Source organism: Sphingomonas sp., assembly GCF_965227385.1.
Classification (GTDB): domain Bacteria; phylum Pseudomonadota; class Alphaproteobacteria; order Sphingomonadales; family Sphingomonadaceae; genus Sphingomonas.
This window is the reverse complement of sequence record NZ_OZ245750.1, coordinates 3,683,334-3,695,765: the sequence shown is the minus strand read 5'-3', so window position 1 is coordinate 3,695,765 and position 12,432 is coordinate 3,683,334. Positions and strand designations below refer to the sequence as shown.

Below are 12,432 nucleotides of genomic sequence, written 5' to 3'. Positions count from 1 at the left end.
ACGCACAGTCACTCCGTCCCGACCCCGACCGGCACCCCAACGTGTCAGCCTGACACGCGCATACATATGGCGGAAAACGTCAGATCTGTCAGGAACGGGTATCTCCTTACCCGCGCAATCGGAGCGATCGCATGACCGGCCGCATCGCAGGCATCGCCCGCCACGCCATTCCCAAGGGGCCGATGGAGGTCATCGACCACGCTACCGTCACGCTGGAGGGGGGCATCGCCGGCGATTATCGCGGTGCGATGAAGGGCAAGCCCTACAAACGTCAGGTCAGCCTGATCGAGGCCGGGGACTGGGACGCCGCAATGGCCGAAGTCGGCCACTCGATCCCGTGGGAACAGCGCCGCGCCAATTTGCTGGTCGAGGGTCTCGACCTGCCCCAGATCGTCGGTGCCCGGCTGCGCATCGGCGCCGATGTCGTGCTGGAAGTGCGCGACGAAACCAACCCGTGCGAGCGCATGGAAGCGCTTGCCGAGGGACTTCGCGCCGCGCTGACGCCCGACTGGCGGGGCGGTGTGCTCACCATGGTCATCCATCCCGGCAAGATCGCCGTGGGTGACCCAATCAGGATCGAAACATGACCCGAGCTTTCAAGACCCTCGACGACATGGGCGACATCGCCGGCAAGCGGGTGCTGGTGCGCGAGGATCTCAACGTGCCGATGGCCGATGGCGCGGTCACCGACGACAATCGCTTCCGCGCGGCCGTCCAGACCGTCGCCGAACTCGCCGACAAGGGCGCGATCGTGTTGATCCTCGCCCATTTCGGCCGCCCCAAGGTGCCGAGCCCCGAACTCTCGACAGCACAGTTGGCGCGTCCGTTCAGCCAGGTGCTGGGCCGCGAGGTCCGCTACATCGACTGGGAGGGCGACGCCGAATCGGTGGCGACGCTGCAGCCCGGCGATATCGGCCTGCTCGAAAATACCCGCTTCTTCAGCGGAGAGGAAAAGAACGATCCCGCGACGGTCGACCGCTTCGCCGCACTCGGCGACCTCTACGTCAACGACGCCTTCTCCGCCGCGCACCGCGCCCATGCCTCGACCGAGGGGCTGGCGCACCGTCTCCCCGCATTCGCTGGTCGCCAGATGGAGGCAGAACTGGACGCGCTCGACAAGGCCTTGGGCAACCCCGACCACCCCGTCGCTGCAGTCGTCGGCGGGGCCAAGGTGTCGACCAAGCTCGATGTGCTCAAAGCCATGGTTGGGAAGGTCGATCACCTCATCATCGGCGGAGGCATGGCCAACACGTTCCTCGCCGCGCGCGGCGTCGACGTCGGCAAGTCGCTTTGCGAGCATGACCTGACCGGCACCGCCGAGGAAATCTTCGACGCGGCGGACAAGGCCAATTGCACGATCCATCTGCCCTATGACGTCGTGGTGTCGAAGGAGTTTGCCGCCAACCCGCCGTCGCTGCGTACCTGCAACGTTCACGAAGTTGCCGCCGACGAGATGATCCTCGACATCGGCCCGGCGGCGAGCGAGGCGCTGGCGGATGTGCTCAAGAACTGCCGCACCCTTGTCTGGAACGGCCCGCTCGGCGCGTTCGAAACCAAGCCGTTCGACACCGCGACCATGGCACTCGCCCACACCGTCGCCGCGCTGACCAAGGAAGGGTCGCTGGTCTCGGTCGCCGGGGGCGGGGACACCGTCGCCGCGCTCAACCAGGCCGGCGTCGCGGACGATATGAGCTTCGTCTCCACCGCCGGCGGCGCGTTCCTCGAATGGATGGAGGGCAAGGAATTGCCCGGCGTCGCGGCGCTGACGCGCTGACGGCATTTTTTCGGTCGGTTGGCTATCGTTGTCAGGCTTTTCAGCGTGATGCCGCGCTGCAATAGGCCGCGCAACAAAGTGTCGGAACAGGGATGCCAGCGATGAACACCGCCGAAATGACCGCCAAGATCGCCGAAGGTAATGGCTTCATCGCCGCGCTCGACCAGTCCGGCGGTTCGACGCCCAAGGCGCTGGCCGGCTATGGGGTGGCGGACGATGCCTGGTCGACCGACGAGGAGATGTTCAGCCTGATCCACGCGATGCGCAGCCGCATCATCACCTCACCCTGTTTCAGCGGTGACAAGGTGATCGGCGCGATCCTGTTCGAACGCACCATGGACGGCCAAGTCGATGGCAAGCCGACCCCGGCGGCGCTGATCGAGCGCGGCGTTGTCCCATTCATCAAGATCGACAAGGGCCTTGAGGCCGAGGAGAATGGCGTCCAACTGATGAAGCCGATGCCCGATCTCGACGCGATGCTGGTCAAGGCCAAGGGGCTCGGCGTGTTCGGCACCAAGGAACGCTCGGTCGTCAACCTCGCCAATGCCACGGGCATTGCGGCGGTGGTGAAGCAGCAGTTTGAAATCGGCGCGCAGGTGCTCAGCCACGGCATGATGCCGATCATCGAGCCTGAAGTGAATATCAAGTCGCCCGAGCGCGGCGAAGCCGACGCGATTTTGCGCGACGAGATCCTCAAGGCGCTCGACGCACTGCCCGCGGGGCAGCAGGTGATGCTCAAGCTGTCGATCCCCGCGACTCCCGGCCTGTTCGACCCGCTGGTCGACCACCCCAAGGTTCTGCGCGTGGTCGCCCTGTCCGGCGGCTACAAGCGCCCCGAAGCCTGTGCCGAACTCGCCAGGAACCGCGGCATGATCGCCAGCTTCAGCCGCGCGCTGCTCGAAGACCTGCGCCACGGCATGACCGACGCCGAATTCGACGCATCGCTGGGTGAGGCGATCGGCGCGATCCACGCGGCATCGACGGCCAAGGCGATGGCCGCCTAACGGCTGACCTGGAAGGCGAAGCGATAGGGGGCGGGCGGCCGCTGCTGGCCCGCCATCTTCTCCGGCGACACGGCGACCAGCGTCACCGTCCAGCCACCGACCCGGGCCGGCTCGCCCAGCGTCAGGTCCAGCGATCGGGGCTTTCGACCGTCGCGGATCGTCACCCGGACGATCGCCCGCCCGGCATGGATGCACCGTGCATTCATCGGACAGCGGCTGTCCTCAACGACCTTGTCGGCGCGCAGCCGCAGCGGACCGGTCCGGGTCCAGTGATGCAGACGAACCCCGGCCGTCACCGGCTGCGGCGGAAGCTCGGCACAGGCAGTGGCGAGCAGGGCGGGGGCAATCATCGAGCAGATCATGGTGCAAGCCTGCGCCGTCGATGCTGACCGCGCAATGAACCGCTTCCGGTCTGCGCACCGAGGCTCTATCAGCGCGACATGATCGATGATGACGACCTGCCGCCGCTCGGCCCCGAATTCGCCGCGCAGTTCAAGCGCGACGATAGCCGTCCGCCGTGCCAGCTGTACCTGATCTCGCCGCTCGACGTGGATGGCGGCTTTCCCGACCGGCTCGCCCGCGCGCTCGACGCGGGGCCGGTCGCGGCGTTCCAGTTCCGCGTCAAGGATGTCGACCAGCATCAGGCGGCGCGGCTCGCCGAACCGCTGCTGCGCATCTGTGCCGATCGCGAGGTGGCGTTCATCGTCAATGACAGCATCAGCCTGGCCAAGCGGCTAGGCGCGGACGGCGTGCATCTGGGGCAGGGCGATGGCGATCCGCGTGAGGCGCGCAGCGTGCTCGGCCCGGCGGCGCAGATCGGCGTGACCTGTCACGATAGCCGCCATCTGGCGATGGAGGCGGGTGAGGCCGGCGCGGATTATGTCGCGTTTGGAGCCTTTTACCCGACCGCGACCAAGGCAACCACGCATCGCCCCGACCCGGCGATCCTGTCGTGGTGGACGACGGTGTTCGAGATCCCGTGCGTCGCGATCGGCGGGATCATGCCCGAAAATGCCGCGCCGCTGGTGAGCGCGGGAGCGGACTTCATCGCGGTGTCGGGTGCGGTATGGAACGGGGATGAGGTGGCAGCGGTGCGCGCGTTCGATGCCGTGCTGAACGCGGCGCGCTGATCGCAGGGGGACAGGCAGATGCTCGACCGGGTGTTCACGATCGTCGCCGGTCGCATCGCCGCGCTGGCGGGGCAGCCGGTGGCGTTCATCGTCGCAGTGCTGCTGATCGTCGCATGGGGGCTGACCGGCCCCGTGTTCGGTTTTTCGGACACGTGGCAGCTGATCGTGAACACCTCCACGACCATCGTCACCTTCCTGATGGTGTTCCTGATCCAGAATTCGCAAAACCGCGACGCGGCGGCGCTTCAGGCGAAGCTTGACGAGCTGATCCGGGCTGTTGAGGGGGCGCGGAACGAGTTCATCGGCATCGAACATCGCAGCGACACCGAGATCGAGGCGATCCGCGCCGCGATCGAGGTCGAGGTGCGCGATGACGCTGAGGCACATCCCGCCGCCACTGTCGATCGGCTGCGTAACCGCTATTGATGAAACCGCGCCGGTGTTGCCTCGTTATCCCGCTGTAACGAGACGGAGAATGGGTGTGCGTAAGGGTGTTGCAGGATTGATCGCGGCGGTGGCGATGGCGTCGGGTGGCGCCGTGGCAGTCCAGGCGCAAAATGAGCCGGCGCAGAAGGCGGCTCCGGCAAAGCCCGCGCTGAGCCGCGACATCCTGCACGTTCAGGCGATCCTCGACCAGCTTGGCTTTCCGCCCGGTCCGCTCGACGGGCGTGAGGGCCAGGGGCTTACCGCAGCGCTCAAGGGGTTTCAGATCACGCGCCAGATCCCCGTCACCGGCAAGACCGATGCCCGCACGCTGCAGGCGCTGCACCAGCACCGCGCGATACGCCCGACGCGGATCGTCCGCCTGACGCCCGAGATGCTGGCCGGGCCGTTCGTGCGCCCGTGGCCGCGCGATCCGCAGGCGCAGGCAAAGCTGAAGACGATGGGCTATCGCAGCGCACTCGAGAAGCTCGCCGAGATGTTCCACACGACGCCGCAGGTGCTGATCGAACTCAACAGCCCCGACACCCGCCTCGCGCCCGGTGTGCCGGTCGAAGTGCCCAACGCAATCCCCGCATCGCGTGACTATCCCGCCGATATCAAGCCGGAATGGCGGCGCACACTCACGGATCTCAACGTCAACGCGGTCCAGCCCAAGGCGAATCGGATCATCGTCGACAAGTCGGATAAGGTGCTGCGGGTGTTCGACGCGAAGGGCATGCTAGCCGCGCAGTTCAACGTCACCACGGGGAGCAAGCGCGATCCGCTGCCGATCGGCAGCTGGAAGGTCAATGGCGTCGCGACCAACCCCGATTTCCACTATAATCCGAAGCTGTTCTGGGACGTCAGCGACAAGAAGCCCGATGCGCTGCTCCCGCCCGGCCCGAACAGTCCGGTCGGCGTGGTGTGGATCGACCTGAGCAAGGAGCATTATGGTATCCATGGCACGCCCGAACCGCACCTGATCGGGCGGAGCGAGAGCCATGGCTGTATCCGCCTGACCAATTGGGACGCGGCGCGACTGGCGCTGATGGTGTCGCCGGGTACGCCGGTGATCTTCCAGGAATGAGGCGGATGCGGATCGCGTTATGGGTGCTGGGCGGCTGCGCGGCCGCGCTGATCGCGTTCCTCGCCGCGACGATCCGCGTGGTCGAGCCGAGCACCGCCAGCGCGCAGCCCACGCCAGTTGCTTCACAAGCGGCGCAGGCGCCGCAGCGCGGGCCGCTGATCGTGCCGGTGCAGGGTGCGCGCGCCGACACCCTGCGCAGCAACTGGGGCGAGGCGCGCGGCGGCGGCACGCGGGCGCATGAGGGACTCGACATCATCGCCCCCGCCAACACCCCGGTGGTCGCAGCGGCGGATGGACGGGTGGAGAAGCTGTTCTATTCGAACGGGGGCGGGGGCATCACGCTCTACCAGCGCTCGGCCGATGGCGGGTGGATCTATTATTACGCCCATCTCGCGGGTTACGCGCCCGGGATCGCGGAGGGCAGGGTGCTGCGGGCCGGGGATGTGCTCGGCTATGTCGGCGACACCGGCAATGCGGGCGCGGGCAACTTTCACCTGCATTTCGGTGTCAACCGCATGACCGCGGGTGAGCGTTGGCATCAGGGGACTCCGATCGACCCCTATCCCCTGCTTGCCGGATCGCGCGCAGATCGCTAAGGGCCGCGGCGTTGTTTGGCCTTTGGGGAACACCCCGACGGCTTTGTCTTTCTCAGCACTATAGGCGATCCCCATGAAGATCAGCGGCGTGGACATCCGTCCCGGCAACATCATCGAATATGAAAACGGCATCTGGCGCGCGGTGAAAATCCAGCACACCCAGCCGGGCAAGGGCGGCGCCTATATGCAGGTGGAGATGAAGAATCTCCGCGACGGCCGCAAGAACAACGTCCGTTTCCGCTCCGCCGAGACGGTCGAGCGTATCCGCCTCGACACCAAGGATTTCCAGTTCCTGTACCCGGAAGGCGACTCGCTCGTGTTCATGGACAAGGAAACCTACGACCAGACCACGCTGCCGCGCGACCTGCTCGGCGACGCGGCCGCATTCCTGCAGGACGGCATGGACGTCGTGATGGAACTGTATGAGGACGAGGCGATCAGCGTCCAGCTGCCCGACACGATCGAAGCGACGATCGTCGAGGCCGACGCGGTGGTGAAGGGCCAGACGGCATCGTCGTCGTACAAGCCCGCGATCCTCGACAATGGCGTGCGCATCATGGTCCCGCCGCACATCGCCAGTGGCACGCGCATCGTCGTCGATGTCTACGAGCAGACCTACGTCCGCCGGGCGGATTGACCGGTTCCCCTCCCGCTCGCGGGAGGGGCTAGGGGAGGGCGTGTCCGTGGCCTCACGACCCTCCGCTGATTGCTGACAGGCCCTCCCCCAACCCCTCCCGCATGCGGGAGGGGGGAGAAGAAGTAATGGTTTCCCATTCCGGCCTCATCACCGTTATCGAGCGTGCTGCCCGCAAGGCCGGACCCCGGCTGCGTCGCGACTTCAACGAAGTCCAGCAGCTGCAGGTCAGCCGCAAGGGGCCGGCGGATTTCGTGTCGATGGCGGACAAGCGCGCCGAGGATACGCTGATCGAGGAGCTGCGCAAGGCGCGGCCCGACTGGGGCTTCCTGGTCGAGGAGCGTGGGCAGATCGCGGGCGATCCCGACAAGCCGCGCTGGATCATCGATCCGCTCGACGGCACCACCAACTTTCTTCACGGCATCCCGCATTTCTGCATGTCGATCGCGGTCGAGGATCCGCACGGGCCGCAGGGCAAGCCCGAGATCACCCACGGCTATGTCTATCAGCCGCTGACCGATGAGAGCTTCTGGGCCGAAAAGGGCCGCGGCGCATGGTTGCAGGACCAGCGGCTGCGCGTTTCGTCACGCCGCGATCTCGCCGATGCGCTGATCGCCACCGGCATCCCGTTCCTGGGCCATGGCAATTTCGCCGAGTGGAGCCGCATTTTCGGCGCGGTCGCGCCCGAAGTCGCCGGCATCCGCCGCTTCGGATCGGCCGCGCTCGACCTCGCCTGGGTCGCCGCCGGCCGCTATGACGGCTTCTGGGAAAGCGGCCTCAAACCGTGGGACACGGCAGCGGGCATCCTGCTGGTCAAGGAAGCGGGCGGCTTCGTCACCGATTTCCGCGGCACCGACAATGCGCACGCCAAGGGCGAGATCCTCGCCGCAACCGACGCGATCCATTCGAAGCTGCACAAGCTGCTCGCCGGGTCGCTGCGCTAAGGCTTGGGCCAAATCCCCCTCCCGCTTGCGGGAGGGGATAGGGGAGGGACTGCCCTCCTCGATAGCGCTTGTGGCAAGCCCTCCCCCGGCCCCTCCCGCAAGCGGGAGGGGCGCATTGCGCTTTACCCGCTCCGCGCTTGCTACTTGCGAGTGATTCTCACCGGTTTCCGCCCTTGATGCCCCCCTGCCATCGGCCTAAAGCGACCCCAAGATTCCGCAATTGCGAGGGCCGTCTTGGTCGACCTGTCCGAATACCTGCCGATCCTGTTGTTCCTGGGGGTGGCCCTGGTGCTGTCGAGCGCCTTTGTCTTCCTGCCCATGATCGCAGCCCGCTTCACCGGCGCGCATCAGCCGACGCCCGAGAAGCTCACCGAATATGAGTGCGGCTTCCCCGCGTTCGAGGATTCGCGCAGCCAGTTCGACGTGCGCTTCTACCTCGTCGCGATCCTCTTCATCATCTTCGATCTGGAAGCGGCGTTCCTGTTCCCCTGGGCGGTCACGGTGTTCGACCTGGGCTGGGCCGCGTGGATCAGCATGATGATCTTCATCGCCGAACTCGCGCTGGGCCTGGCCTATGCGTGGAAGGTCGGCGCGCTGGATTGGGAATGAGCCAGATGAATACGACTTCTCCGATCCTCAATGCGCAGGGGCAGCCCCTTGTCAGTCAGACGGCGGCCGGCGGCGCGGTGGTGCAGCCCGATCAGTCGTTCTTCAATGACCTGAATGGCGAGCTGAACGACAAGGGTTTCCTGGTCACCTCGACCGAGGAACTGTTCCAGTGGGCACGTACCGGCTCGCTGTGGTGGATGACCTTTGGCCTGGCCTGCTGCGCGGTCGAGATGATCCACGTCAACATGCCGCGCTATGACATGGAGCGGTTCGGCGCCGCCCCGCGCGCGTCCCCGCGCCAGTCGGACGTGATGATCGTCGCCGGCACGCTCTGCAACAAGATGGCCCCGGCGCTGCGCCGCGTGTACGACCAGATGTCGGAGCCGAAATACGTCATCTCGATGGGCAGCTGCGCCAATGGTGGCGGCTATTACCATTACAGCTACAGCGTCGTGCGGGGTTGCGACCGGATCGTGCCGGTCGACATCTATGTCCCCGGCTGCCCTCCGACTGCCGAGGCGCTGCTGTACGGCGTAATGCAGCTTCAGCGTAAGATCCGCCGGATCGGCACGGTGACGCGGTGAAGGCCCCGGCTCCCAAATATGCCGCCAATGACGGCGTGATCGCGGCGGCGCAGGCTGCATTGGGCGATATGCTGGTCGAGGCGACCGATCTGGTCGGTGAGGTCAATCTGACCGTTGATCGCGCGCGCCTGCCCGAAGCGATGATCGCGCTGCGCGACGGCGCGGCGCTGCAGTATCAGGCGCTGATGGAAATCGCCGGGGTTGATTACCCCGAGCGGGCCGAGCGGTTCGATGTCTGCTACATGCTGCTCAGCTACACCCGCAACCACCGCATCCGCGTCCGCGTGACGACGGATGAGGTTCAGCCGGTGCCGTCGGTGACCGCGATCTGGCCGGTCGCCGGCTGGCTCGAGCGCGAAGTCTACGACATGTACGGCGTGCTGTTCGAGGGGAATAGCGACCTCCGCCGCATCCTGACCGACTATGGTTTCCGCGGCCATCCGCAGCGCAAGGACTTCCCGCTCTCCGGATTCGTCGAGCTGCGCTACTCCGAAGCCGACAAGCGCGTGGTCTATGAGCCGGTGCAGCTGGCGCAGGACTTCCGCAATTTCGATTTCATGAGCCCGTGGGAAGGCGCGCAGTACGTGCTGCCGGGCGACGAGAAGTACGTCGCGCCGCCGCCACCGCCCGCACCCCCGGCTCCGCCGCCCGCCGCGAAGGTCGAGGACAAGCCCGCCGCCGCCCCCGAGGCAAAGGGCGCGCCGACCCCGGCGACCGCCGAGCAGGTCAAGGAAGCCGACGATTCGGTGAAGCCGGTCAAGGCGCGCGTGCGCAAGCCCAAGACCAGCGACGGTCCCGAGGATACCGGCATCGGCAAGGCCTCGCCCCATGCGGGTGCGGCTCCTGCCGAGTCCGACGTGCCGCAGGAAGATGCCAAGAAGCCCCGCAAGCCGCGCGCACCGCGCAAGGCCAAGGGGGAGGGTGAAGCGTAATGGCTGACTATCTCGACGAAATCGCCGGCCGCACCGATGCCGCTGACCCCAGCGTCGGCGATACCGCGATCGCCAATTACACGATCAACTTCGGACCGCAGCACCCGGCGGCGCACGGCGTGTTGCGCCTCGTCACCGAGCTGGACGGCGAGATCATCGAGCGGATAGACCCGCATGTGGGCCTCCTGCATCGCGGCACCGAAAAGCTGATCGAGTACAAGACCTATACCCAGGCGCTCCCCTACATGGACCGCCTGGATTATTGCTCGCCGCTGGCGATGGAGCACAGCTTCGTGCTCGCGGTTGAAAAGCTGCTCGACCTCGAAGTGCCGGTGCGCGCGCAATATTTGCGCGTGTTCTTCGCCGAGCTGACGCGCATCTGCAACCACATGCTCAACCTCGGCGCGCACGTGATGGACGTCGGCGCGATGACGCCGAACCTGTGGATGTTCGAGCTGCGCGAGGATTGCCTCAACTTCTTTGAGCGCATGTCCGGCGCGCGCATGCACCACAACTATCTGCGCCCGGGCGGCGTGCATCAGGACGTGCCGCTGAAGCTGCTGACCGACATCGGCGACTGGCTCGACACCCGCCTGCCGCAGCTGTTCGGCGACGCGATCAGCCTGGTCGCGGAAAACCGCATCTTCAAGCAGCGCAATGTCGACATCGCGATCGTCAACCGCGACGACGCGGTGAAATGGGGCTTTTCCGGCCCGATGATCCGCGCCGCCGGCATTCCGTGGGATCTGCGCAAGTCGCAGCCCTATGACGTGTATGACCGGATGGATTTCGAAATCCCGGTCGGCACGCGCGGCGACTGCTATGACCGCTTCATGGTCCGCGTCGAGGAAGTGTACCAGTCCGCGCGCATCATGAAGCAGTGCCTCAACGAGATGCCTTCCGGCCCGATCGCGTCGCTCGACCGCAAGGTGGTGCCGCCCAAGCGCGCCGAGATGAAGCAGTCGATGGAAGCGCTGATCCATCACTTCAAACTCTATACCGAGGGCTTCCACGTCCCCGCGGGCGAAGTGTACGTCGCGACCGAAAGCCCCAAGGGCGAGTTCGGCATCTACATGGTCAGCGACGGGTCGAACAAACCCTATCGCTGCAAAATCCGCCCGACCGCATTCAGCCATTTGCAGGCGATGGACTTCATGTCGCGCGGTCATATGCTGGCGGACATCACGGCGATTCTGGGCGCGATGGATATCGTGTTCGGGGAGTGTGACCGGTGAGCATTGAGGCGAAGTACCCCTCATCTCAAAGTATTCCGACCGCGCTGTCGGAGCGGTTTTGCTTCGGGGCTGCTGCTTTCATGCTCGTGACGGTTGTGGGTAGTGTGATCGCGATCGGCTTCCAAGGTGCCAGCTCTGCGGATCAGATGCGCATGATCCTCGGCGCGGCGCCGTCGATCTTGGTTTTAATCGGGGTAGCGCTGTTCTTTCGCGTCCGAAGGACTCGACGTGTCCGAGCGCGGGCCGAGTTCTTGGCGAGCTTGAGGGCGTCTAATCATGGCTGACACCCTTACCCTCCACGACGCGCCCGTGAGCACCCGCATCGCGACCGCGCACGAAATGATCGCGCATTACAACGCGCAGGATGCCGACGCCTATGTCGCGCTGATGACCGACGATGCCTGTGAAGCGGGCTATCGCGGTGCGGTGCTGCGTGAGGGCAAGGAAGGCGTCCGCGCGGGGCTCAAGGCGATGTTCGCCCAGTTCCCGCATAACCGCGCCGACATCCTCGCCAGCTATGAGTTGGGCGAGACGGTGCTGCTCCACGAAACGGTCTCGCGCGCGCCCGATGGCGAGCAGTTCGAGGTCATGTCCATCTACACCTTCAGCGGCGACCGAGTGAGCCGCGTGGAGTTCATCCGCTAATGGCTGACGCAAACGCAATCGAAGACACGCCGGAACTCCGCGCACGCTGGGGCAATTTCGCCTGGACGCCGGAGAATGCCGCCAAGGCCGCGACCATCCGTGCGCGCTATCCCGAGGGGCGACAGATGAGCTGCACCATCCCCTATCTCGACCTGGCGCAGCGTCAGGTCGGGGCGGAGACGGATACGCAAGGGTGGCTGCCGATCCCGGTGATCGAATTCGTCGCGCGCGAACTCGACATGGCGGTGATCCGCGTACTCGAGGTCGCGACCTTCTATACCATGTTCAACCTGCACCCGGTCGGCAAATATCATGTCCAGGTGTGCGGCACGACGCCGTGCTGGCTGCGCGGATCGGACGAGGTGTTCGCGGCGTGCAAGAACCGCGGCATGGCCAAGGGCAAGACCACGCCCGACGGCCTGTTCACGCTGACCGAGGTCGAGTGCATGGGCAATTGCGCCTCCGCGCCGATGGTCCAGATCAACGACGATAATTTCGAGGATCTGAACTACGACCGCACCGTCGCGATCCTCGACGCGCTGGCGCAGGGTAAGTGGCCCAAGGCGGGGACGCAGGAGCCCGGTCGCCACACCGTCGAACCGCTGGGCGGCCCGACCAGCCTGACCGCGATGGTGTCCGAGAACCACGATTACAGGAGCGAATGGTGAGCAAGAACACGATCTTCACGATCCTCGCCATCATCGGTGGCATCGTCGTCGCGATCTGGGCGCTGAAACTCGCTGCGAAGCTGTTCGTGCCGCTGCTCGTCATCGGCGCGGGCGTCGCGATCTACCTCGCGGTCAAGGACAACAAGCGTATCGGGGGGCCGCGTTAA

At 65.7% G+C, this 12,432-nt stretch carries 18 protein-coding genes; 17 read left to right on the top strand and 1 reads right to left on the bottom strand.

What is annotated here, in order from left to right:
- Positions 1-131: 131 nt before the first annotated feature.
- From ACO05N_RS18160 to ACO05N_RS18150, 3 genes are all read left to right on the top strand, one after another.
- Positions 132-587 (top strand): MOSC domain-containing protein, encoded by a 456-nt coding sequence (locus ACO05N_RS18160; RefSeq protein ID WP_422058376.1) that lies wholly within the window; start codon positions 132-134, stop codon positions 585-587.
- Positions 584-1,774: a phosphoglycerate kinase gene (locus tag ACO05N_RS18155; RefSeq protein WP_422058375.1), complete on the top strand. Its 1,191-nt coding sequence runs from the start codon at positions 584-586 to the stop codon at positions 1,772-1,774. The genes ACO05N_RS18160 and ACO05N_RS18155 overlap by 4 nt, the downstream gene beginning before the upstream one ends.
- Before the next feature lie 101 nt (positions 1,775-1,875).
- A complete protein-coding gene (locus ACO05N_RS18150) occupies positions 1,876-2,778 on the top strand; it encodes a fructose bisphosphate aldolase (protein ID WP_422058374.1) in 903 nt (300 codons plus the stop codon).
- Here ACO05N_RS18150 and ACO05N_RS18145 read toward each other — a convergent pair.
- Positions 2,775-3,140 carry a hypothetical protein gene (locus ACO05N_RS18145; RefSeq protein ID WP_422058373.1) on the bottom strand — a complete coding sequence of 122 codons (366 nt, stop codon included), beginning with the start codon at positions 3,138-3,140 and terminating at the stop codon, positions 2,775-2,777. The genes ACO05N_RS18150 and ACO05N_RS18145 overlap by 4 nt on opposite strands.
- 78 nt (positions 3,141-3,218) lie before the next feature.
- Between ACO05N_RS18145 and thiE the strand changes: the two genes are divergently transcribed.
- From thiE to ACO05N_RS18075, 14 genes are all read left to right on the top strand, one after another.
- A complete protein-coding gene (gene thiE / locus ACO05N_RS18140) occupies positions 3,219-3,908 on the top strand; it encodes a thiamine phosphate synthase (protein WP_422058372.1) in 690 nt (229 codons plus the stop codon).
- A gap of 18 nt (positions 3,909-3,926) precedes the next feature.
- Complete coding sequence (locus ACO05N_RS18135; RefSeq protein ID WP_422058371.1) at positions 3,927-4,334, top strand: low affinity iron permease family protein; 408 nt, start codon at positions 3,927-3,929, stop codon at positions 4,332-4,334.
- A gap of 49 nt (positions 4,335-4,383) precedes the next feature.
- On the top strand, positions 4,384-5,418 hold the full coding sequence (locus ACO05N_RS18130; protein WP_422058370.1) for a L,D-transpeptidase family protein: 1,035 nt from the start codon (positions 4,384-4,386) through the stop codon (positions 5,416-5,418).
- A gap of 5 nt (positions 5,419-5,423) precedes the next feature.
- The gene (locus ACO05N_RS18125) at positions 5,424-6,014 is read left to right on the top strand and encodes a M23 family metallopeptidase (RefSeq protein ID WP_422058369.1); all 591 of its coding nucleotides are present in this window, start codon (positions 5,424-5,426) and stop codon (positions 6,012-6,014) included.
- A gap of 73 nt (positions 6,015-6,087) precedes the next feature.
- Positions 6,088-6,651: an elongation factor P gene (gene efp / locus ACO05N_RS18120; protein ID WP_300492876.1), complete on the top strand. Its 564-nt coding sequence runs from the start codon at positions 6,088-6,090 to the stop codon at positions 6,649-6,651.
- A gap of 125 nt (positions 6,652-6,776) precedes the next feature.
- Entirely contained in the window at positions 6,777-7,592 is an 816-nt protein-coding gene (locus ACO05N_RS18115) for an inositol monophosphatase family protein (RefSeq protein ID WP_422058368.1), read from the top strand.
- A 234-nt stretch (positions 7,593-7,826) separates the two neighbouring features.
- Positions 7,827-8,201 (top strand): NADH-quinone oxidoreductase subunit A, encoded by a 375-nt coding sequence (gene ndhC / locus ACO05N_RS18110; RefSeq protein WP_422058367.1) that lies wholly within the window; start codon positions 7,827-7,829, stop codon positions 8,199-8,201.
- Between the two features lie 5 nt (positions 8,202-8,206).
- Entirely contained in the window at positions 8,207-8,785 is a 579-nt protein-coding gene (locus ACO05N_RS18105) for a NuoB/complex I 20 kDa subunit family protein (RefSeq protein ID WP_422058366.1), read from the top strand.
- Positions 8,782-9,717, top strand: coding sequence for an NADH-quinone oxidoreductase subunit C (locus ACO05N_RS18100; RefSeq protein WP_422058365.1), 936 nt, complete (start codon positions 8,782-8,784; stop codon positions 9,715-9,717). The genes ACO05N_RS18105 and ACO05N_RS18100 overlap by 4 nt, the downstream gene beginning before the upstream one ends.
- Positions 9,717-10,952 (top strand): NADH-quinone oxidoreductase subunit D, encoded by a 1,236-nt coding sequence (locus tag ACO05N_RS18095; RefSeq protein ID WP_422058364.1) that lies wholly within the window; start codon positions 9,717-9,719, stop codon positions 10,950-10,952. The genes ACO05N_RS18100 and ACO05N_RS18095 overlap by 1 nt, the downstream gene beginning before the upstream one ends.
- Positions 10,949-11,236: a hypothetical protein gene (locus ACO05N_RS18090; RefSeq protein ID WP_422058363.1), complete on the top strand. Its 288-nt coding sequence runs from the start codon at positions 10,949-10,951 to the stop codon at positions 11,234-11,236. The genes ACO05N_RS18095 and ACO05N_RS18090 overlap by 4 nt, the downstream gene beginning before the upstream one ends.
- Complete coding sequence (locus tag ACO05N_RS18085; protein ID WP_422058362.1) at positions 11,229-11,597, top strand: nuclear transport factor 2 family protein; 369 nt, start codon at positions 11,229-11,231, stop codon at positions 11,595-11,597. The genes ACO05N_RS18090 and ACO05N_RS18085 overlap by 8 nt, the downstream gene beginning before the upstream one ends.
- Positions 11,597-12,265 carry a complex I 24 kDa subunit family protein gene (locus tag ACO05N_RS18080; RefSeq protein WP_422058361.1) on the top strand — a complete coding sequence of 223 codons (669 nt, stop codon included), beginning with the start codon at positions 11,597-11,599 and terminating at the stop codon, positions 12,263-12,265. The genes ACO05N_RS18085 and ACO05N_RS18080 overlap by 1 nt, the downstream gene beginning before the upstream one ends.
- Entirely contained in the window at positions 12,262-12,432 is a 171-nt protein-coding gene (locus ACO05N_RS18075; RefSeq protein WP_156442874.1) for a hypothetical protein, read from the top strand. Before ACO05N_RS18080 ends, ACO05N_RS18075 begins: the two co-directional genes overlap by 4 nt.